This window comes from Rhizobium sp. R634 (assembly GCF_002211305.1).
GTDB lineage: Bacteria > Pseudomonadota > Alphaproteobacteria > Rhizobiales > Rhizobiaceae > Rhizobium.
In genome coordinates this window covers 47,038-67,930 of record NZ_LOKW01000009.1, presented here as the reverse complement: position 1 = coordinate 67,930, position 20,893 = coordinate 47,038, and the positions used below count along the sequence as shown (strand labels likewise).

At 60.9% G+C, this 20,893-nt stretch carries 22 protein-coding genes and 1 pseudogene; 15 read left to right on the top strand and 8 right to left on the bottom strand.

The window, feature by feature from the left end; all coding sequences use genetic code 11:
• Positions 1-20 precede the first annotated feature (20 nt).
• A pseudogene (locus ATY77_RS12750) lies at positions 21-544 on the top strand (DUF6428 family protein).
• 85 nt (positions 545-629) lie between these two features.
• Here the strand turns inward: ATY77_RS12750 and ATY77_RS12745 are convergent.
• Complete coding sequence (locus tag ATY77_RS12745; RefSeq protein WP_088687614.1) at positions 630-1,613, bottom strand: squalene cyclase; 984 nt, start codon at positions 1,611-1,613, stop codon at positions 630-632.
• Between the two features lie 217 nt (positions 1,614-1,830).
• Here ATY77_RS12745 and ATY77_RS12740 point away from each other — a divergent pair, with 217 nt between their 5' ends.
• The gene (locus ATY77_RS12740) at positions 1,831-2,661 is read left to right on the top strand and encodes a response regulator (RefSeq protein ID WP_088673637.1); all 831 of its coding nucleotides are present in this window, start codon (positions 1,831-1,833) and stop codon (positions 2,659-2,661) included.
• Between the two features lie 186 nt (positions 2,662-2,847).
• Positions 2,848-4,179, top strand: coding sequence for a diguanylate cyclase (locus ATY77_RS12735; RefSeq protein WP_088673638.1), 1,332 nt, complete (start codon positions 2,848-2,850; stop codon positions 4,177-4,179).
• Between the two features lie 134 nt (positions 4,180-4,313).
• Here the strand turns inward: ATY77_RS12735 and ATY77_RS12730 are convergent, their stop codons facing one another.
• On the bottom strand, positions 4,314-5,333 hold the full coding sequence (locus ATY77_RS12730; RefSeq protein WP_088687664.1) for a GlxA family transcriptional regulator: 1,020 nt from the start codon (positions 5,331-5,333) through the stop codon (positions 4,314-4,316).
• Positions 5,334-5,794: 461 nt separating this feature from the next.
• Here ATY77_RS12730 and ATY77_RS12720 point away from each other — a divergent pair, with 461 nt between their 5' ends.
• Positions 5,795-8,587 carry a DEAD/DEAH box helicase family protein gene (locus tag ATY77_RS12720; protein ID WP_088687613.1) on the top strand — a complete coding sequence of 931 codons (2,793 nt, stop codon included), beginning with the start codon at positions 5,795-5,797 and terminating at the stop codon, positions 8,585-8,587.
• 124 nt (positions 8,588-8,711) lie between these two features.
• Here the strand turns inward: ATY77_RS12720 and ATY77_RS12715 are convergent, their stop codons facing one another.
• Positions 8,712-8,912 carry a hypothetical protein gene (locus ATY77_RS12715; RefSeq protein ID WP_088687612.1) on the bottom strand — a complete coding sequence of 67 codons (201 nt, stop codon included), beginning with the start codon at positions 8,910-8,912 and terminating at the stop codon, positions 8,712-8,714.
• Between the two features lie 244 nt (positions 8,913-9,156).
• On the opposite strand from ATY77_RS12715, the gene ATY77_RS12710 reads away from it, so the two are divergent.
• The 3 genes from ATY77_RS12710 to ATY77_RS12700 are packed head-to-tail and all read left to right on the top strand — an operon-like array spanning position 9,157 to position 9,857.
• On the top strand, positions 9,157-9,390 hold the full coding sequence (locus ATY77_RS12710; RefSeq protein ID WP_088673641.1) for a DUF2171 domain-containing protein: 234 nt from the start codon (positions 9,157-9,159) through the stop codon (positions 9,388-9,390).
• A gap of 50 nt (positions 9,391-9,440) precedes the next feature.
• Entirely contained in the window at positions 9,441-9,650 is a 210-nt protein-coding gene (locus ATY77_RS12705) for a DUF2945 domain-containing protein (protein WP_088687611.1), read from the top strand.
• Between the two features lie 21 nt (positions 9,651-9,671).
• Positions 9,672-9,857: a DUF3008 family protein gene (locus ATY77_RS12700; protein WP_003564288.1), complete on the top strand. Its 186-nt coding sequence runs from the start codon at positions 9,672-9,674 to the stop codon at positions 9,855-9,857.
• Positions 9,858-9,881: 24 nt separating this feature from the next.
• On the opposite strand, the gene ATY77_RS12695 is transcribed toward ATY77_RS12700, so the two are convergent.
• Positions 9,882-10,601, bottom strand: a complete 720-nt coding sequence (locus ATY77_RS12695; protein ID WP_088687610.1) for an MgtC/SapB family protein — start codon at positions 10,599-10,601, stop codon at positions 9,882-9,884.
• A gap of 218 nt (positions 10,602-10,819) precedes the next feature.
• On the opposite strand from ATY77_RS12695, the gene greA reads away from it, so the two are divergent.
• Positions 10,820-11,302: a transcription elongation factor GreA gene (gene greA, locus ATY77_RS12690; protein WP_088687609.1), complete on the top strand. Its 483-nt coding sequence runs from the start codon at positions 10,820-10,822 to the stop codon at positions 11,300-11,302.
• 116 nt (positions 11,303-11,418) lie between these two features.
• On the top strand, positions 11,419-11,760 hold the full coding sequence (locus ATY77_RS12685) for a hypothetical protein (RefSeq protein ID WP_088687608.1): 342 nt from the start codon (positions 11,419-11,421) through the stop codon (positions 11,758-11,760).
• A 17-nt stretch (positions 11,761-11,777) separates the two neighbouring features.
• Here ATY77_RS12685 and ATY77_RS12680 read toward each other — a convergent pair whose 3' ends face one another.
• Positions 11,778-12,671, bottom strand: coding sequence for a LysR family transcriptional regulator ArgP (locus ATY77_RS12680; RefSeq protein WP_088687607.1), 894 nt, complete (start codon positions 12,669-12,671; stop codon positions 11,778-11,780).
• Positions 12,672-12,771: 100 nt separating this feature from the next.
• Between ATY77_RS12680 and ATY77_RS12675 the strand changes: the two genes are divergently transcribed.
• The gene (locus ATY77_RS12675; protein ID WP_088687606.1) at positions 12,772-13,380 is read left to right on the top strand and encodes a LysE/ArgO family amino acid transporter; all 609 of its coding nucleotides are present in this window, start codon (positions 12,772-12,774) and stop codon (positions 13,378-13,380) included.
• Between the two features lie 109 nt (positions 13,381-13,489).
• On the opposite strand, the gene ATY77_RS33155 is transcribed toward ATY77_RS12675, so the two are convergent.
• The gene (locus ATY77_RS33155) at positions 13,490-13,708 is read right to left on the bottom strand and encodes a hypothetical protein (protein ID WP_088673647.1); all 219 of its coding nucleotides are present in this window, start codon (positions 13,706-13,708) and stop codon (positions 13,490-13,492) included.
• 72 nt (positions 13,709-13,780) lie between these two features.
• On the opposite strand from ATY77_RS33155, the gene ATY77_RS12665 reads away from it, so the two are divergent.
• On the top strand, positions 13,781-14,722 hold the full coding sequence (locus tag ATY77_RS12665; RefSeq protein WP_190237625.1) for a LysR substrate-binding domain-containing protein: 942 nt from the start codon (positions 13,781-13,783) through the stop codon (positions 14,720-14,722).
• A 99-nt stretch (positions 14,723-14,821) separates the two neighbouring features.
• Positions 14,822-14,977, top strand: a complete 156-nt coding sequence (locus ATY77_RS12660) for an entericidin A/B family lipoprotein (protein ID WP_088673648.1) — start codon at positions 14,822-14,824, stop codon at positions 14,975-14,977.
• A gap of 107 nt (positions 14,978-15,084) precedes the next feature.
• Here the strand turns inward: ATY77_RS12660 and ATY77_RS12655 are convergent, their stop codons facing one another.
• Together ATY77_RS12655 and ATY77_RS12650 are read right to left on the bottom strand one after the other, a co-directional pair.
• Positions 15,085-15,432, bottom strand: a complete 348-nt coding sequence (locus ATY77_RS12655; RefSeq protein WP_088673649.1) for a hypothetical protein — start codon at positions 15,430-15,432, stop codon at positions 15,085-15,087.
• A gap of 34 nt (positions 15,433-15,466) precedes the next feature.
• Positions 15,467-16,468: a glycine betaine ABC transporter substrate-binding protein gene (locus tag ATY77_RS12650; protein ID WP_190237624.1), complete on the bottom strand. Its 1,002-nt coding sequence runs from the start codon at positions 16,466-16,468 to the stop codon at positions 15,467-15,469.
• A 641-nt stretch (positions 16,469-17,109) separates the two neighbouring features.
• Here ATY77_RS12650 and ATY77_RS12645 point away from each other — a divergent pair.
• The 3 genes from ATY77_RS12645 (at position 17,110) to ATY77_RS12635 (ending at position 20,890) form a co-directional block, all read left to right on the top strand.
• On the top strand, positions 17,110-18,564 hold the full coding sequence (locus ATY77_RS12645) for a cobyric acid synthase (RefSeq protein WP_088687605.1): 1,455 nt from the start codon (positions 17,110-17,112) through the stop codon (positions 18,562-18,564).
• A gap of 201 nt (positions 18,565-18,765) precedes the next feature.
• Positions 18,766-19,536, top strand: a complete 771-nt coding sequence (locus ATY77_RS12640; protein ID WP_088687604.1) for an SDR family oxidoreductase — start codon at positions 18,766-18,768, stop codon at positions 19,534-19,536.
• Positions 19,537-19,804: 268 nt separating this feature from the next.
• On the top strand, positions 19,805-20,890 hold the full coding sequence (locus ATY77_RS12635) for an adenylate/guanylate cyclase domain-containing protein (protein ID WP_088687661.1): 1,086 nt from the start codon (positions 19,805-19,807) through the stop codon (positions 20,888-20,890).
• Positions 20,891-20,893: the final 3 nt, after the last annotated feature.

The following is a 20,893-nucleotide window of genomic DNA, read 5'->3' as shown; positions in this document are numbered from 1 at the left end:
TGAAACGAGGATTAACGCAGATGAATGCGATCGACAACAATAAAATTCAGACGGAGGAGATCAGCCTCGGCCTGCTGCTGGATGCGCTCTCCGGCAGTAAAGACGCGCCGCTGGTTTTCCACTACGACGGCCGGCCGGTGAGGCCCGGCTATCACATCACCGAGGTCAAGGTGGGCCAATTCTCGGCGCTCGATTGCGGCGCCAATCCCGAAGCCTGGACTGAGATCTTCATCCAGCTCTGGGACATCGAGGAGGGCGGGCGCACGCATATGCCGGCCGGCAAATTCACGCGATCGTCCGTAAGGTGTCGGAGCATGTGCAGCTTGACGGTTCGGCCAGGCTTACCTTCGAAGTGAGCGACGGCGGGCGGCCGATGCAGCTCTATTGCGCGGCAATGCCGGTTTTGCGCGGCGGGGCCGTGCATGTCGAACTTTCGCCGCGGCCGGCAAGCTGCAAGCTGCGCGACCGCTGGCTCGCCGAGGAGAGCAGAAAGACTGCGGCCTGCTGCGGTCCGTCAGCGGCGGGGAGCGCCTGCTGCGCATAGAGAGTTGATAGGACGACCAAGGGGCATTGACTGACAGCCAGTGCACAAGATCGAGGCACATTCCCTGCACTCGCTGGGCGTGCCGTCAGCCTCCGATTGAAGGCCGCTCATCCCACCATCGCAGCACCCGCATCGCCCGGAGGGTGATCCATCGCGAGGGCTTGCCCGGTCCGTCGTCGACTTCGAACCACACGCGTCCCGGCAGGCTCCAGTCGAGCGGCCATCGGCCGTCCTCGCGGCGTTTGGAACGCAGGTGCTGAATTGCCTCGCCGAGGCGCGGATCGGGAACGGCGCCGGTCAGCATGGAGCCGGCGCGGAAATAGTCCAGCGCGCGAAGAATGTCGTAGCGCCACCGGTTCGGGTGGAGGAAGTGTAGGAAGCGTTCATCCGCAGGTTTGCCGGTGCCGAGGCGACGGAAAAGGCTGCGTTCGAGCAGGAATTCCTCGCCCGTCCGGCGCGCCTGCCGGGATTGCGGTGTGCCGCCGGTCGCTCGCTCGAACTCCAAGAGGCCCTCCAGCACGTTGATGGTGCTGGCAAAGGACGAGCGAACGGAGCCGTTGCAGCGTTCGCAGTTCCAGCCGCCATCCTGAAGGCGCTCGCCGGTCAGCCTCACGACGACGGAGGAGACGTCGATCCCGAAATAGGCGCCGTCGGCGACGGTGCGGCCGTTGATGCATTCCTCGACTTCGCCTTGCCAATAGGGCTGGCCGCCTTCCTCCCAGCGGGCGTTGGCGCCGATCAGTTCAACACTGCGCCTCGCTCTTTCGCTGGCGGGGTCGAGGCCGAATTCGCGCAGCTGCGACAGCGAGAAATTTGTCGCCGTCCACGGCTGGCCGCGTTCGCGCCATTCGCGCGGATCGAAATCGGCGGGCAGGAAGGCGCCGCCCGCCCATTGGCCGTCTTCGTCCTGAAAGGAGAGAAGCTTGGCGCCGCAGCCCTCGGTCTCCACTTTTGCCCGCTCGGCCATCCATTCCGGCTCCGGCGCGTCGATGAGGTCGCGCATTGCCTGCCAGCGGATGGCCGGGTCGGAATCGAGAAGCCATTCGATCACGAGATCGGATCGGGTCATGGGAACCTGTCGGCGTTTTGGATCGATGGCTCTTTATAATGGCTTCGCAGGAGGTCGGCCAGCCGGATGAATTTCTTAATCATATCCGCAAAGAAATCGCAGGCGCACCATTGCGCCGCGTGTTCATTTCGTAGCGGCAGGTGCTGATTAATAATTATTCAAATCAATTGATGTATCGAATTGGGCCGGGGACAGAATTTACATCAAAGGTTTGCTTATGGCGTTTCTAGGTATTTCGGGGATGCAATATTCCGGAGAGATGTTTGCCGGCGCGCGTATTATTGTCGCGGAAGATTCCAACGTATTCACCTCGATGATCAGCAAACGCCTCAAGGAGCTGTTCGACATCGACGTCGAGATCTGCCGCAGCTTCGAGGATCTGCAGTTTTCCTACGACAAGTCTTCCGATCCGATCACGCTGGCGATTTCGAACATCAATCTGCCCGGCGCAGAAAACGGCGAGGCGCTCGAATATCTGGTCGACCTCTCTATTCCCACCATCGTCTTCACCGGCACCTTCCACGAAGGCATGCGCGATAAGCTGATGGCCAAGGATATTGTCGATTATATCCTCAAGGACAACGTCTTCGCCGTCGATCTTCTGGCCGAATCGATCTGCCGGTTCCTGACCAATCACCGCCATCACGTGCTGATCGTCGACGACAGTGCGACGGCGCGCGCCCTGCTGTCGAGCCGGCTGAAGCGCTATAATTTCCGCGTCAGCACCGCCGAAAACGGCGCCAAGGCGCTGGAGATCCTGAAGGCCAACCGCGACATCGGCCTGATGATCACCGATTACAATATGCCCGATATAGACGGCTTCGAACTGACCCGGCGCATCCGGGCCCATATCGGCTCGCACGAACTGCGCATCATCGGCGTTTCCTCCTCGTCGAACCGGCTGCTTTCGGCACGGTTCCTGAAGGCGGGCGGCAATGACTTCATGCTGCGTCCCTTCATCGACGAGGAGTTCTACTGCCGCGTCAACCAGAACCTCGATACGCTGCTGCAGATCCAGTCGATGCGCAAGGAGCGGGCGGTTGCCTGACGGCTGCTCCAGAATCCGGGTTGCGAGGAGGCCCGGGGCGAGCTTCGCCGCTGGGCGCCGGATTTCTGCAATTACAGGTAATCACAATATTTGTCCCCTTCACGCGGACGGGCCTCTCGGTTATCGTTCGCCGCGCCGGGGGGAGGGCCGAGTCGAGCCCGTCAGGCGCATGGGGGAGTAGCGGCGGTGGCTTTTCAGGGGGATTTTCAGCGGGATGGTATCGGGCTGCGCTCCAGCGGCCTAAAAATACTTCTGGTTGAAGATTCCAGGATGTTTTCCGCCGTGCTCTGTCACCGGTTCCAGACGGAGCTCGGCCTTACCGTCAAAGCCTGCCCGTCGCTCAAGGCGCTGCGCAGGGAGCTTGCCGAGGACAGCCACGGCTACACCATGGCCGTCGTCGACCTCAACCTGCCGGATTCGCCCTATGGCGAGGCGCTCGACTGCACGATCGAGCACGATATTCCGGCCATCGTCTTCACCGCCACCTTCGATCTCAATACGCGCAACAGGATCATGGAGCGCAATGTCATCGACTACGTGCTGAAGGACAATGAATTCGCGCTCGACAATCTGGTCGCGACCGTCCGCCGCGCGATCTCCAACCGCAAGACGCGAGTGCTCGTCGTCGACGACGTCGTCTCGGCCCGCCAGGTGCTCGTCGATCTCCTGAAGGCACAGCAATATCTCGTCGTCGAGGCGAATTCCGGGCTCGAGGCGCTGGCCGCGCTGGAAGCCTACAGCGATATCGAACTCGTCGTCACCGACCATCACATGCCCGATATGAGCGGCTACGAACTGACGCGGCGGATCCGCCATCGCTTCGGTTCGGACCGGCTGCGCGTCATCGGCGTTTCCTCCTCCAACGACCGCATGCTGTCGGCGAGTTTCCTCAAGGCTGGTGCCAGCGATTTCGTCTACCGGCCCTTCGTGGCCGAGGAACTGCAATGCCGCATCGCCAACAATGCCGAAACGCTGGCGCAGATGCGCCAATTGCGGGCGGCGGCGGCCTGCGACTACCTGACCGGCCTCTTTAACCGCCGCTATTTCTACGACAACGGCCCGAAGCTGGTGAACGAGTGCCTGAGGCTCAAAGTGCCGAGCTCGGTGGCCATTCTCGACATCGACCATTTTAAGCGGCTGAACGATACCTATGGCCACGAGATCGGCGACAAGGTGCTGAAGGCCGTCGCAAACAGGCTGTTCACGATCTTCGAAGGCAGCGACAACCTGCTTTCGCGCCTCGGCGGCGAAGAGTTCGCCATCCTCTTCCCGCAGATGGATTCGGCCGCCGCAACCAAACTCTGCGACGAGATCCGCTCCGACATTTCGCGGCTGAAGGTGACGGCCGACGATGAGGAACTCGGCGTCACCATCTCGATCGGCATTGCCGAAATCGGCAGCTACGAAACCTTCGAAAACTACCTGAACGCCGCCGACCAGTTCCTCTACATGGCCAAGCACCGCGGCCGCAATCAGGTCTATTCCGACGCGAAGATGACGGAGGAGGCGGCGCAGTAGGGCGGCCTGTCGCCACTGGTCGTCATCCTCGGCCTTGTGCCGAGGATCTGCTGCCCTATCAACCCGTGGTTAGATGCTCGGCACAAGGCCGAGCATGACGAAGGAATGGGTCAGCTTCTTGTGTTGCGGTCGCCTCAAGCCGCAACCGCCTGTCTTGCCGTCGCCATGGTCATCTTGCGCTCGGCGCGCTCCTGCTGCGGAGAGCGGTGGTAGAGTTCGCGATAACACTTGGAGAAATGCGAGGCCGAGACGAAGCCGCAGGCGACGGCGACTTCGACGACGGGCATGGAGGACTGCACCAGCAGGTGGCGGGCGCGGTCAAGGCGGATTTCCAGATAGTAGCGGGCAGGCGAACGGCCCATCTCCTGGCGGAACAGCCGCTCGATCTGGCGGCGCGAGAGGCCGGCGCCGTCGGCGATCTCGATCAGCGACAGCGGCTCGGCGAGGTTGCCTTCCATCAGCTCGATGATCGACAGGACCTTGGCGTTCTGGACGCCGAGGCGGGCGCGCAGCGGCAGGCGCTGACGGTCATGCGGGTTGCGCACGCGGTCGGTCAGGTGCTGCTCGCAGATGCGGTTAACCAGGCTTTCGCCGAAATCCTCGCCGATGAGGTTCAGCATCATGTCGAGCGAGGCGGTGCCGCCGGCGCAGGTATAGAGATTGCCGTCGACCTCGTAGAGATCGGCATAGACCTCCGCTTGCGGAAAGGCTTCGGAAAAGCCCGGCAGGTTCTCCCAGTGGATGGCGCAGCGCTTGCCGTTCAGGAGACCAGCCTGGGCAAGCACATGCGCGCCCGTACAGAGGCTGCCGACCGCGACGCCGCGATTGTAGCATTCGCGCAGCCAGGCATTAACCGACTTGTTGTTGAACTCTTCGATGTCGATGCCGGAACAGACGAGCACCATGCCGGGCCGGTTTTCGCCGCCGAGATGACGGCGCTCCTCGGCAAGCGAGGAATTCGCCTCGATGCCGATGCCGCAGGAAGAATAGACCTTGTCTCCATCGACGGAGGCGAGCCGCCAGGTATAGGCCTGGTAGCCGAGCATGCGATTGGCGATGCGCAAGGTGTCCACGGCCGCCGAGAAGGGCAGCATGGTGAATTGCGGTACCATAAAGAAGACCAGCGAACGCTTCTTGATCTGCATCCTGTTCATAGCGAAATCCATGCTCGAGGGACGATGACATATTCGTTGCGCGGAATGCGTCGCGCCGATGTCCTGAAAGCGACACTGGCATGGATAAATGCGGCCGTGAAGAGCAAATATGCGACATTGACCGCGATTTGACTGGTCGGATCGTCGTCAACCCGGGAGTCGAATGTGGGAAAGGCCCGTCGAAGGCGGAAATTTGGGGATCGAAGCGGCTCGGAATTCGATCGTCCGAAGACGAAAAAGGCGGCGTTGCGCGAAGCAGACGCCGCCCTCATCTCGGCAGGAATGTCGCATTCATTACATGGTCCGGTGCCCGTGCGATGCCGCTGCAATTTCGTCAAAAGACGTGCGCGAGGCATAACCGGCGTTGCATGACTCAAGCTAAGATGGTGCAGTGCTCCTCAATAATTTCAATCGTAACTTTCGCGACGACTCGTCGCCTTTTATCCCAAAGGCAGCATTGAATGAGAAATCTCGCTTTTCAGGGCACGTGGCGAGCATATCAGCAGAAGATACTTGATGATCTGGCAAATCTCATAGGCGATGATGGTTTGCATATCGTCGCAGCACCCGGCTCAGGCAAAACGATTTTAGGCCTTGAGGTGATGCGCAGGCTTGGCGAAGCGACTTTGATCCTGGCCCCGAGCAAGACCATCCGGGATCAATGGGCGCAGCGGCTGCGTGCGATGTTCCTACCCGCGGACGTTGCTGAACCGGATTGGATTTCCCATGATGTAAGGGCGCCTGGCACCGTCACGATCATTACCTATCACGCTCTGCATGCGGCGTTTTCGGGCCGTGCATCTGAAGAAGAAATCGCCGACAGCGAAGAGGAGGACAACGACCGGGCACAATCCGTCGAAGCAGGCAAACAGGAGACGGATAAGGCGAGAAAGAAAATCATCGCGAAGCTGCGTGAAGGGAACGTTCGCACGCTTGTGCTCGATGAAGCGCACCATCTTAGAAACGAGTGGTGGAAGGCCCTGACGATGCTCAAGGAAGCATTGGGCAAACCGACCGTCGTCGCGCTGACAGCTACGCCTCCATACGATGTCGATCCGCAGGAATGGGACCGCTATCAGGCGCTTTGCGGGCCGATAGACGGTGAAATTTCCGTGCCTGAGCTCGTGCTGCAAGGCGACCTTTGTCCCCATCAGGACTATGTCCATTTCAGCCTGCCGAGCACGCTGGAAGCACAGAAACTTGCGGAGTTTCGCGCGCAGGTCGCTGACTTCATCGAAACGCTGCTCGAGAGCGCAGAATTCAAGCTGACAATTCTGCATCACCCGTGGATTATGCAGCCGATCGGAAATGTGGAGCATATACTGGATGATGCCCGCTTTTTCTCCAGCATGTTGATCTTCCTGAACGCGCAATATGTCGACCTGCCGCAATCGACTCTCGACATTCTCGGCGTCAAGGCGCGGGAAATACCGGATCTGACGCTTGAATGGATAGAGGTATTGCTGAACGGCGTCATCTACACCCACCGCGATGATTTCCAAGACGCGGAGCGGACAATCCGCTACCAACAAGACAGGCTGAGGGAAATCAAGGCCGTGGAGCACGGCAAAGTGCGACTGACCGATCCACGATCGGTTCAGAAGCTGTTGGTATCGAGCGTGAGCAAGCTCAACGCGATCGTCGATATCACCCGGCTCGAAAGCGCGTCGATGCGTGACGAACTCCGTATGGTTATCCTTTCCGACTATATAAGGAAGGATATGTTGCCCACCGGGCCCGCAGACGTTCCGCCTATCGAGAGAATGGGCGTGGTGCCTATCTTTGAGACCTTGCGGCGGTCCGGAGTTGATCTCAAGCTTGGAATTCTGACCGGGAGCATGGTTCTCATTCCGGCGGGATCGAAAGGAATTCTCGATGAGATCGCAGACGATCTTGGCATAGGTGCGGAGCATATCCGCTATCAGCAGGCAGCGTTCGATGCGGGCTTCGTCAGCGTGGAACTCGCGGGCGAGCGGGGCCGCAATATCGTCCATATGATCACCGAACTGTTCGGCCGGGGCGGGATCACGGTCCTGGTCGGCACCCAGGCTTTGCTGGGCGAAGGATGGGACGCACCCTCCGTAAACACCCTGATCCTGGCAAGTACGGTAGGATCATATGTGCTTTCCAATCAGATGCGGGGCCGCGCCATTCGCATCGACCCTCAAGCACCTCAGAAGGCTGCCAACGTCTGGCATCTGGCAGTCATCGACCCTGAAAAGCTCGAGCAGAGAATCCCGCTGCACTTCGGGAGGAAATCGACCGACAGAAAAGCGCCCGATCCGTTTGACACCATGACAATAGACCTGGGTAGCGACGTCGATGCGCTGAAACGCCGGTTTTATGCCTTTGAGGGATTGTCCTTCGGTGAGCTTCCGCTGATCGAAAGCGGTTTTCAACGATTGATGCTAGGCACAGCGCGGTGGGACGCGCGCGGTGTCGATGACATCAACAAGATGATGGAACGGCGGGCCACCGACCGTAAGGCGCTAAAAGCCAGCTGGCATAGCGCGCTGCACAGCAAACGCGCTGTTGCCAGGATGCAGGAAACATTGGAGAGCAACTATACTCCCAAGGGACTGGTTAACTGGAACACGACAAAATTTCTCTTTGCGCAGAGTGCCGCGCTCGCCGGCCTGATCTTGGATGGAGTCCTGCAGGGCTTTGAGGTGACCGATATTCGATCGCTGCAACAACTGGAGTCGGTCCTATTCGTTGCCTTCGCGTTGCTGGCCATCTTCTGTTTGCCGGGCGCGTTCAAAGCTGGCCGGTTGCTGTTTAGGAACGGCTCATTGGAAGGGAGCATGAAGCAGGTGGGGACAACCGTCCTGGAGACGCTGCATCATATGGGCGTCATAAGGACGGAGCTGGGAAAGGTAGGCGTCGAGGCGACGCTCGACCAAAACGGCATCATTTACTGTCGGCTAGAGGGTGCCACGACAATCGAACGATCCCGCTTTCTCGACGCCCTGCGGGAAGTCCTCGTCCCCCCACAGAATCCCCGCTACATTCTCGTCAGGTCGTCAAAACTCTGGCGGTGGAAGCGGGTGGATTATCACGCGCTCCCTTCGATCATCGGCCGAAAAAAGGAGGATGCCATATATTTTGCTCAGCTGTGGAATCGCTATGTCGGTGATTCAGAGCTTGTCTACACGCGCAGCGCTGAGGGTCGCCTGACGCTGCTCAAGTTCCGCGCAAAATCATTTGCTTCGGCATTTACCAGGAAAACAGACAGAGTCAGCCGGTGGGAGTGATCAGAGGTCACTGCTGAAGGGATAGGTGAGCCGATCCGACGGAACAAATCCTACGTTTGAGACGAAAAAGGCGGCGTTGCACGAAGCAGACGCCGCCCTCATCTCGGGAGGAATGTCGCATTCATTATATGGTCCGGTGTTTGCTGTCGTCCGTGCTCGGCCAGCCGATGTCCTTGCGGATGTCGAAAGGCATGGCTTCGATTTCGCGGGCAGTCCGCCAGCGCGTCCAGGCGAGGACGAGCCTGTGGGCATAATCGACCAGGTCGAAGTGGCCTCTGCCTGAGGTGAGGTGCTTGCCGCTGCCCCGATAGGTGAGCGTGGTCATTTCCGGTTCCTTTCTTTAAGGTCTGGGCATGGGGTCTTTGGGAGTTTCGCCCATGTCCATGATCCTAATATGGGCCTCCGCAACTCATCATTCAAACGAATAGAGCTTATGGATAACATCAACGAGATTGAATGATCGTGCGTGGGCGGCCAGCGTCATCGCGGGCGTGACAAAAGGCCCTGGAACCATCTCCGTTCCCCGTCGTTGCGACCTGGTAACTGCCAGTGACGTAAAGGAGGAAACGATGATTTCCGCAGATCAGATTCGTGAGCATATGGAAGTCAGGGCAGCCGACGGCACCCATATGGGGACGGTCGACCATCTCGACGGCCCCACCCGGATCAAGCTCACCAAGACCGATTCCGAAGACGGCAAGCATCACCTGATTCCGCTCGACTGGGTCGATCATGTCGACGCTCACGTTCACCTGTCGAAGAACGCGCGTGATGTTCGCAGCCAGTGGGCGACCATCAACTGACGCGCGATCGGCTGCGGCTTCGGCCGCAGCCTTCACTGCAAGGAGCCTCCATGGCAAAGCAATTGAAGGCGGGCGACGAGGTGAGCTGGGATACCAGCCAGGGAAAGACCAAGGGCAGGGTGGTCAGGAAGCAGACCAGCCCGACCAGGATCAAGGGACATAAGGTCAAGGCGTCGGCGGCGGACCCCCAATATATCGTCGAAAGCGACAAATCGGGAAAACGGGCCGGGCACAAGCCCGAGGAACTCAGGAAGCTTTGACGGAGGCAGAAGGAGATCGATATGCCAGCCAAGTCAAAAGCCCAGCAAAAGGCCGCGGGTGCTGCGCTCTCGGCCAAACGCGGCGAGACGCCGAAGAAGGAGCTGAAAGGCGCTTCGAAGCAGATGGTCGAATCCATGAGCGAAAAGCAGCTCGAGGAATTTGCCTCGACCAAGCGGAAGGGTAAGCCGGAGCACGCTTCGAAATAGACGGAGCGCGATGACTGTTCCGGCTTAGGTCGTCGTCGATTGCATCGAAAATTCCGCCACCTCGTGCGCTTCGGAGACGGCGGTCAGGATTGCGCGGGCGGATGCGTCGGGATCTTTCGCGAGCCATCGCAGCTCGAAGCCCAGCGCGGTGCGGTCGTCGTCGGTCCGCTTCAGGGAACCGAACGATGCGCTGCATCCAAGAGGCTCGAGCAGCTTCGAGAGATCGGCAATGGAGGAATTCGAACCATAGATGACGAGCGTTGCCTTGCGTTCGCAGCGCAGCCAGGTATCCAGGCGCTTCATCGGCGACAGGACGACGAAGGCGACCGCTGTCGCGATCGTCCCGGTCACGATCTGGCCGCCGCCGAAGCAGAGGCCGACAACGGTCATGAACCACATGGTGGCGGCCGTCGTGACGCCGGTCATCGTGTCACCGCGTCTCAGGATCGCGCCGCCGCCGATGAAGCCGACGCCGGTCAGGACGCCGAGAGGAAAGCGCAGCACGTCCATCTGCGTGAAATAGCTGAAGGTTTTGCCATAGGTCGAGAGAAGCAGGTTCGCCTGGATCATCGCCAGGCATGCGGCAAGGGCGACCAGGATCGTGGTCCGGAAGCCGGCCGCGTGGCCGCCGCGTTCGCGGTCGAGGCCGATGAGGCCGCCGGCGATCAACGTCAGCATGATGCGCGCGCCGATATCCCACCAGCTCGGCGTCAGCGGCATGGCCTCGGTCAGAAACGAAAGCATGTTTCGCTCCCGAATGTGTCGCGGGCTTTCTGCCGTTCGCCAGGCATCGATCCTCCTCCGCCGCTGTTGCCATGGTCTAAAACGCCAGGCGGCGCGGGACGTTCCCCCTGCCGACGCGCCGTGATTGGCGGTTCGCCGGCAGCGGGTGTATGTATGTATCGGATGCGGGCAATCGCCCGTCCGCCATAAGCGCATCGCGTTCACAACGGAGTATAGAATTGGCCGTCGCCTTCACCAAGGAAGAGAGTTTCGAAACCGCGTCGGAAACCCTGCTGCCCGACCGGCCGGTTTCGCCGCATCCGAACCTCGTGACCGAAGCCGGCCTGAAGGCGCTGGAGCTGCAGTTCCAGCAGGCGCGTCAGGCCTATGAGGCCGCCAGCACCATCGAAGACGTGAACGAGAAGCGGCGGCAGACGGCGGGTCCCGTGCGCGATCTGCGCTATCTCTCAGCGAGACTTCGCACCGCGCAGGTCATGCCTCAGCCGGCATCGACCGACATCGTCGCCTTCGGCAGCACGGTGACCTTCAGCCGCGACGACGGACGCGTGCAGACCTATCGCATCGTCGGAGAGGACGAAGCCGATCCCAAGACCGGATCGATCTCCTACGTATCGCCGGTGGCGCGGCTCTTGATGGGCAAGTCTGTCGGCGATGTCGTGGAAAATGGCGGCCAGGAGCTGGAGATCATGGCAATCGCGTGAGGGCGAAGCCAGGTGAGGGCGTTGAGGATAAAATTAGTACCAATTGGTACTGTATTTATCGGACATTTACGATTCGTGACCTAGAAGGGTGACACATCATCATCGAAGGTCATCCCATGGTCAGCGCCATTTCCAGTTCGGCATCCACCATTCTGAGTTCGTCGGCTTCCAGCTCTTCGGATCAGCTCGCCTCTCTCGAGGCGCAGCTGGCCGAAAAGGAGGCGGCGCTGTCGCAGACGCGGGACGAAGAGGAGAAGGCGACGATCGAAAAGGCGATCGAGGCGCTGGAAGCGAAGATCGCCAAGCTCGAAGCGTCGGAAAGCAGCAAGAGCCAGGCATCTGCCGCATCGAAGCCCGCCGCCGAAGCTTCTGGAGAATTCTCCGGCGAGAGCGATCGTATCGGCACGAAGAATTTCGACGAGACCAGCGAGTTCGGCAGCCGCACGGCTTACGTTTGATCGCGCGGTAATGGCGATCAAAGACGGCGCTTCGCTACTGTGACGATTTCGCGGGTCAGCTCCGCCAAGCGGTCGGCGGCGAGGCGGTTGATCTGCCAGTAGAGCGGGATATCGAGCGGGGTGCCGGGAACGAGTTCCACCAGCCCTCCCGATGCGAGATGGTCGCGGGTCAGCTGGATCGGGTTCATGCCCCAGGCCATGCCCGAGAGGGTGGCCTCGACGAAACTCTGCGGCGACGGCAGCCAATGGGTGGGATAATCGAGATCGGCTCCGAATGTCTGCCGCACCCAGCTGCTCTGCAGCCTGTCCTTCTGGTTGAAGGTCAGGGCGGGCGCGTTGCGGATCGCCTCGGCGGTGACGCCATGGGGGAAGTGGCGGGCGACGAATTCGGGTGTTGCCGTGGCCTGGTAGCGCAGAACGCCAAGTTCAAAGCGCCGGCATCCGCGCACCGGCTTTTCCAGGCTGGTTACGGCCGCGATCACCCGGCCGCGCTGCAGCCATTCGGCGGTGTAGTCCTGGTCGTCGACGGCGATGTTCAGCAGATAGGAAGAGCTCTTGGCGAAATTGGCCACGGCCTCCACGAACCATGTTCCGAGACTGTCGGCATTGGTGGCGATCTGCAGCGTCACCTTTTGCAGCGGCTCGTCGGGATCGATGAGGGCCGGCAGCTGGCCGAAGAGTTCGGCCTCCAACATGCCGACATTCTCCATATGGCGGCAGAGCCATTCTCCCTTTTCGGTGGCCGTGCAGGGCGTGCCCCGGACGATGAGGACGGTGCCGAGACGCTCTTCGAGCTGCTTGACACGCTGCGAGATGGCCGAGGGCGTGACATTAAGGATAGCGGCGGCTCGTTCGAAGCTGCCGGTTTGGACGATGGTTGCGACGGCGCGCAGGGCGGGATAGTCGAGCATGGATTAGTTTCACTTAATTCAGATAAGATCGATTAATTAGACTAATTCGACCACCGACGCTATCGCAACCCTCACCGAAAAGTGGGGCATTGCCGAAGCGATGAGTTTTCCGATCTTTTTTACCGGCCTGATGATGGGCCTCAGCCTGATCGTCGCGATCGGGGCGCAGAATGCCTTCATCCTCCGCCAGGGGCTGCGCAACGAACATGTCTTCGCCGTGTGCCTCACCTGCGCGCTTTCCGACGCGGCGCTGATCCTGCTCGGGGTGACCAGCCTCCAGCAGATCGCCAGTCTGCTGCCATGGCTCGATCCGGTCATGCGTTATGGAGGCGCGGCGTTTCTGGCCTGGTACGGAGCCAAGAGCCTCTATTCCGCTCTGCGGTCATCCGCCACTCTCACGGCGGCGGAGGCCAAGACGGCGAGCTTTCGGCAGACGCTTGCGACCTGCCTCGCGCTCACCTGGCTCAATCCGCATGTCTATCTCGATACGGTCGTGCTGCTCGGCACGATTTCGACGCGCTATCCCGGCCAGCAGGCCTCTTTCGCCGCAGGCGCGGTGACCGGCTCCTTCCTGTTCTTCTTCGCCCTCGGCTATGGCGCGACATGGCTGCGGCCGATCTTCTCGAAGCCGGCGTCCTGGCGGACGCTGGAGACGCTCGTCGCCGTGACGATGTGGATCATCGCGTTCAAGCTCATTGGCGGGATGTGATCAGGGCGGGAGGAGTGGGATCACGCAAGACTGGATCGAACGGGCGAGCGCTTAGAGCCACGATACGCAGTCTTGGAAGCCGAAGAGTCGCCGATTGGCGAGCCGCGCCTTAGGCGCGGCTCGGCGATTCCACTATCCTCAGTGCCCGCCGCGGCCGTATGACCGTCTTCAGAGGGGGTAGTTCGATTTCGCGCTGGCAATCCGCCATCAGGTGCGACGGGAATCGCTTCAACTCCCGCAGCGCATGTTCATGGTTCGCGTCCCTGCGCCGGCGTGACTTGAACGCGGAGAGGGCTTGTACGATATTCCATGTGCTTGTTTGTGCCATGTCCGGTCTCCTTTGCTGCATCAGTTGCCGATACGCAAACTATGGGGGCCGATTGACATTCAATCAAACAAAATGATATGGCTTTATAAATCAGAAAAATTGAAAGATGCGACGATGAGCCTACCCTTTCGCCGTCCCATTCCTTTGCTTGACAACGATGTGCTGCGCACCTTCGTCGCCATCGCCGAAACGGGCAATTTTTCCACTGCCGCCGAAGCGGTCTTCCGCACGCCGTCGGCGGTCTCCATGCAGATCAAGAAGCTCGAGGAGCAGCTCGGCGCGACGCTGTTTTTGCGCGACGCCCGCTCGGTGACGCTGACGCGCCATGGCGAGATGCTGCTTTCCTACGCGCGCAACATATTGGCGCTTTCGAACGAGGCGGTGTCGCGCTTCATCATGCCGGAGCTGACCGGCGTCGTCAGGCTCGGCGCGCCCGAGGATATCGGCGAGCGGCTGCTGCCAAGAATCCTGAAGAGTTTTGCCGAAAGCTATCCCGGCATCATGGTCGACGTGACCATCGACATGAGCGTCGGCCTGAAGAAGCGCATGGAGGAGCAGCGGCTGGATCTCGCGCTGATCAACTGCGCGACCCGGCCGTTCCCGACCGGCGGTGAGGTGGTGTTCCGCGAGCGGCTGGTCTGGGCCGGCGCAAGGTGCGGTTCGGCCCACCGGCGCGATCCCCTGCCGATCTCGATCTGGGAGGATGGCTGCATCTGGCGGCAGGAGGCGCTCGCCCAGCTCGAGCGCAACAAGCGGCCTTATCGCGTCGCCTATCTCAGCGGCCACACGATGGCGCAGCGCGCCGCTGTGCTCTCCGATCTGGCCATCGCGCCGCTGCCGCTTTCTTATGTCAGCGAGGACATGGCGATCCTCGGCCTGCAGGAAGGACTGCCTGAACTCGCCTCCTTCGACATCCGGCTGCTGACCGCCTCGCAGATGTCGGGACCGATCGAAACGGTGGCCGACAGCATTCGCGATGCTTTTGCCGAAAGAGCCAAGGCGGTCGCCGCCTGAGGATATCGTCCAGCGGCTGAACCTTTTGTTCGCTTGTGCGTTATCGGCGCGGATGGCATGAGTGCCGTTCGGGGTTGATTTCAAACAAGGATATTCGAAATGACGACAACGGCCAAAATTGCCGCAGCCTTCATGGTTCTTCTTGCTCTTTCCTCCTGCGGCAACACGATCCGCGGCGTGGGAAAGGATACGGCGAACGCCGTCAACGCCACGCAGGATGCCGGGCGCTCGGTTGATCGCGCTGCGAAGAAGTAAGCGGTAGACGTTAGGTCTGAGCCTGAAACCGGACCACTCTGGCAAGTGGCCGGGATCGGGCCGGGGTCCGGACCACTCTAACGAGTGACCGGGGCCGGACCACCTTATCAGGTGGCCGGGGGATGTGCTCTTTCGAGGCCGCCGGATCGGCTGAGGCCGGTCCGGAAGGCCTGGTAGGCCGGGTGCTGGCTGGAGCGGGCCGTTTCCATCAGCCGGATTTGCAGGCGGTCCGGCGCCTGGGTCCCCAGCCACAATCCAAGATTTTCGAGTTTTAGCGAGTTCAGGAAACGCGATCCCGCGGCAAGATCGAGGTGGCGGCGCAGGCCGTCGAGCAGGTTGTCGTCCTGGGCGGCATTTTCCATGAGGAGCGTCAGGTAGGATTTGTCGGGCTCCGACAGCGCGGCGAGCTTTTCCGCAACGGTATCGCGGTCGGGAAAGGGAACGTTGCCAGTCATCTCGAATCGTCCGGTCGTTGATCGTCTCCCGCGTTTATAAGCTCGCCTTGACCTTCTCGGCTACATCGGCCGGCACCCATTTCGTCCAAAGGCTCTCGTAATTGCGCAGGAAGTGGATCGCGGCATTCTCGTTGCTTTCGCGGTTTTCGTCCTGCCAGGCGAGCACCTGGTTGATCGTCGCATTGTCCCATTTGCGGATTTTGAGATAGGCGGTAACAGGCCCGGCGCGGCTGGCGAAGGATCTGGTCATCAGCGTGAATGCACGCGAGACCGGGTAGGAATTGAGCTGCGGCCTGGTGCAGCCGGCAACGGCAGTGCAGCCGTCCCATTCGCTCTTGTCATGGCCGACGCCGAAGCTCAGGCGCGTCATGTCGTATTTGCCGAGGACGGCAGTCGGCGCCCAATAATAGCCGAGCCAGCCGACCTTGTTCTCGAAGGCGCGGGCGATCGATGCGTCGAGCCGTTCGGGACTGCCGGTCTCGACGAGCTCGAAGCCCTTCTTGTCCGCGGCAAGCGCCCGGAAAAGGTTGGTGGTCGATATGTGGCAGCTCCAGTCGGCCGGGCAATTGTAGATTGCGCCCTTGGATGGATCCTCTTCGCCGGGAAAAAGCTCGGGATGCTTCAGCGCATCCTCGACCGAGCGAATGTCGGGATTGGCGTCGGCGATGAATTTCGGAATGAACCAGCCCTCGACGGCGCCATCGGCAAGGATCTCGGCGCCCTGCACCAGCCGGCCGGTTTTGACAGCCTGATCGAGCAGGGCCCTGACGGAATTGATCCAATATTCCGAAGCGATGTCGGGCGTGCCTTTCTCGTTCATCGAGGCGAAGGTCGGCAGCGTGTCGCCATCGACGATGGTGACGGAACAGCCATAGCCCTTTTCCAGGATGATCTTGTCGAAGTTTGCCGCAATGCCGGCCGAGGCCCATTTCATCTCGGCGATCGTCATCTGGCCGCAGTCGGCGGCGGCCGCCGGCGCGGTAATGGAAAAAGCCGCGGCAAAGACGGCCGAAATCAGAAGCGTCTTCATCGTCATTCCCCGAATCTTCGTTGCTCGGACGCGCCGCCTTGTAAAAATCGTCAGCAAAGCTTTGCGGCGCCCGAAAGGGAGGAGGCCTGCCGGGCGATGGCTCAGCAGGCCTTCCTGTTCACGGACGCCGTTCATCCTTGCGGCTTCGCGGCGGGTCGCAGGTCATGTTCAACAATGGCGCATTTTGGCCAAGCCTACGCGTTCGCCCGCAGAAATCAACCGTCTTCTGCTCATGGTTGCGCCACTAAATGATTGAATTCGAAGAATTTATGTCAATAGCCCGAAAATGGAGACACGGATGGGGCTCGCCACCGGCGAGGGGGCTTCGCCAGAAAAATCGACGGAAATGCCGAAAAAGGTCAAAATTAACATTTGCGTAAGCCTTCAATAACTCTCCGGTAAGAATGTGCCGCTATCAGTGAGGTCGCAGCCGGAACAACTGCTGCTTCTCTGGTTCAGGTAGTGCGTACCGGAGAAAGCGAGCTTCGCCGCGTAGAGGGTGAAGACGCCAGAGTTTTCGGCAAACCGCGCAGAGCCAAGGCCATGCGCGGTTTTCGCGTTTTTAGGCCAAGCATTCCCAGCCCCTGCAAGTCTTGACCCGGGATTGGCGCCCATTGTAGGCCTCGCCTCAACGAAAGGCGGCCGCCATGGCAAGAGCGATCATGCTGCAGGGAACCGGCTCGGATGTCGGCAAGACGGTGCTGGTCGCGGGCCTCTGCCGGCTGGCGGCCAATCGCGGGCGCATCGTCCGGCCGTTCAAGCCGCAGAACATGTCGAACAATGCGGCGGTCGCCGATGACGGCGGTGAGATCGGCCGGGCGCAGTGGCTGCAATCGCTTGCTGCCCGCACGCCGTCCTCGGTGCACATGAACCCGGTGCTGCTGAAGCCGCAATCGGAAAACGGCAGCCAGATCATCGTCCAGGGCAAGGTCTTCGGACAGGCAAAAGGGCGGGACTATCAGCGGTTGAAACCTCAACTGCTCGGCGCGGTGCTTGCAAGCTTCGAAAAAGTTGCCGACGGCGCCGATCTCATCATCGTCGAGGGCGCCGGATCGCCGGCCGAAATCAATCTGAGGCCCGGCGACATCGCCAATATGGGCTTTGCGACACGGGCTGATGTGCCGGTCGTGCTGGTCGGCGATATCGACCGGGGCGGCGTCATCGCGTCGCTCGTCGGCACGCATGCGATCCTCAAGGCGGGCGACCGGGCGATGATCGCGGGCTATATCATCAACAAGTTCCGCGGCGACGTTTCGCTCTTCGATGACGGCATCCGCGCCATCGAAGGCTTCACCGGCTGGCCGTGCTTCGGCGTCGTGCCGTGGCTGGCAGGTGCCGCGCGTCTGCCGGCCGAGGATTCGGTCGTGCTCGAACGTCTGGCAAAGGGCGGGGCGGGTGCCTTGAAGATCGCGGTGCCGGTGCTGCCGCGTATCGCCAATTTCGACGATCTCGATCCGTTGCGCGCCGAGCCGGATGTCGAGCTGGTTTTCGTGCGATCGGGCGAGCGGCTGCCAGCCGATGCCGGCCTCGTCATTCTTCCCGGCTCGAAATCGACGATTTCCGATCTTGCCGATTTCAGAGCCGCGGGCTGGGATCGCGATCTCGACATGCATGTGAGACGCGGCGGCCGGGTGATCGGCATTTGCGGCGGCTACCAGATGCTCGGCCGCACCGTGCACGATCCGCTTGGGCTCGAAGGCGGGACGCTGGAGACGCCGGGCCTCGGGCTTCTCGATGTCGAGACCGAGATGGCGCCCGAGAAGACCGTGCGCAACAGCCAGGCCCGCTCGACCGAATATGACGCGCCGCTTTCCGGCTACCAGATCCATCTCGGCATTACCCGCGGCCCGGATTGCACCAGGCCTTCGGCGATCGTCGACGGCGCGCCCGACGGAGCAGTGTCGGCGGACGGCCGGATCATGGGAAGCTACCTGCATGGGCTCTTCGGCAGCGATGCCTACCGGGCCAGGCTGCTGGAAAGCTTCGGCCTGTCGGGCGAGCGGAGGAACTACCGCGAGAGCGTGGAGCGGGCGCTGGATGAGATCGCCGGGGAATTGGAACGTCACCTCGATGCGCGCTGGCTTGCGGGGTTGCTGGAGTAGGGATGGAATGTGGGTCGAGTCGTCTGACTTCGTAGGGTGAGAATGGGCAAGACGCTGCCACTTGTCCCTTCTCCCCGAGGGGAGAAGAGGCACCAAGTCGGGCCTCTATCATCCCACAGATAGCGTTTCATTCCGCTCTTGCCAAATTAGTTGACTGAGTCCATTAATTGCCGTGGCAGGCCCCGTTGAGAGCGATGAATCATGAGCATATTCGATAGATTTTCCCTGGCGGATCAGGTGGCGCTCGTGACCGGCGGCGGGCGTGGTCTCGGTTTCGAGATGGCGCGCGCCCTTGCCGAGGCCGGCGCGCATGTGATCGTTACAGGACGGACCGCCTCAACGCTGGACGATGCCGTGATGGCCATTCGCGCCGCAGGCGGTACGGCGGAGGCTGCCGTGTTCGACGTTGCCGACCGCGAGGCCCAGCGTGCATTGATGGCCGATATCGAAAAGACCTACGGCCGTCTCGATATATTGATCAACAATGTCGGCGCCCGCGACAGGCGGCCGCTCGCCGAATTCGACGACGATGCCATCATCGAGCTGCTGCGCACGGATCTCGCCGCGGCGATGACGCTTTCACGCGACGCCGCCGTGCTGATGAAGCGGCGCAATTACGGCCGTCTGATCGCGGTGACTTCGATCAGCGGTCATGTCGTGATGCCCGGCGATTGCGTTTATCCCGCTGCCAAGCAGGGACTCACCGGCCTTATGCGCGGCATGGCGGTCGAATTCGGCCCGTATGGGATCACCAGCAATGCGATTGCGCCCGGCTGGTTCGCGACTGAGACGAACGCGGCAATGGCTGAGAACGAGGAACTCATGCCCTTCGTGCGCCAGCGCATCCCTGTCCAGCGCTGGGGACGCCCGGATGAAATCGCCGGCGCGGCGCTCTATCTCGCCAGCGCCGCCGCCTCCTTCGTCAACGGCCATGTCCTGACTGTCGATGGCGGAATGACCGTCAGAATGTGAACGGTGATGCCCGCAGGCGTTGTGGCGCCGGCTTGCTGACGAAAGGACTTTCCATCGTCCACGGCTGGGATTATCGGTAGGGCGCGGCTATCAATCGAGATGAAGCCAGCCGGTTCGGCATTGTCGCCGATTTGCCCGATTTTTCAATCATAAGATCGCGCCGGCTCACGCGGAGGTTTCCAAAATTAACGATCATATTCATTGGCTTATAGAGCAGGGAATTACCAGCGAGCATATCGGCGATCTCGTCACCGGCTTGTGTGAACGGCTGATCGCGGCGGGATTTCCTATCTGGCGGGCGAGCATCAGGATGCCGTCGCTGCACCCGATGTATCGCGGCGTATCGGCCAATTTCTCGCGCGGCGGCGTCACGATCATCGAAACCGCCGAACATGGCAGCGAGACGGAACGCAACTTCGAGCAGACGCCGATATTCTACCTTCTGAACCGCGGCGAGAAGACGGGGCGGTGGAACCTGGCGAAGGGCGAGGGCCTGCACTATACCGAGCTGCACGAATTCGCGCTCGACGGGGGCACGGACCACGTGATCAGCATCTTCGAATTCCCGAAGGAAGTTGCGCTGCGCGGGCTCGGCTTCTCGCTGACCAGCGACGCGCCGGACGGATTTTCCGATGAACAGCTGGCGGCCATCCAGGCACTTTTCCCGGCGCTGGGGCTTGCTGCCTACCGGGTCGCGACCTCGAAAACCGCCAGCGATATCCTTGCCGTCTATACTGGCGCCAGGACGAGCGCGCGAATTCTGGCGGGTGAAACCCGCAGAGGAACGGGCGGCTCGATCAATGCTGCGATCCTGCTTGCCGACCTTCGCAATTTCACCGCCTTGACCGAGGTCTATCAGCCGGGGGAGATCGTCGGCTTTCTGAACGATCACTTCGAGCTGATCGACCGGCATGTCGAGGAGAATTCCGGCGAGATCCTGAAATTCATGGGCGACAGCGTGCTGGCCATCTTTCCGACCGACGCGGACGATCCGCAGACGGCCTGCTTGGCCGCGCTGGCATCCGCCAGGAGCCTGCTGAAGGCGAACGAGGAACTCAATCGCGAGCGCACGCTGATCGGCGGCCCCGATATCGGCGTCGATGTCGTGCTGCATCTCGGCGAGGTTTTCTACGGCAATGTCGGCGCCAAGGGCAGGCTCGATTTCACGGTGATCGGCAAGGCGGTCAACGAGGCTTCCCGGCTCGAAAAGCTGTGCGGCATGCTCGAGCAGCATCTGTTGATGTCGGAGAGCTTTGCGACGACCTGCGCCGTACCCTGCGAATATCTCGGATCGTTCGATCTGCGCGGCGTTTCGAAGAAGGCCGAGGTCTTCAGGCTCGCCGAAGCGTCCTAAAAA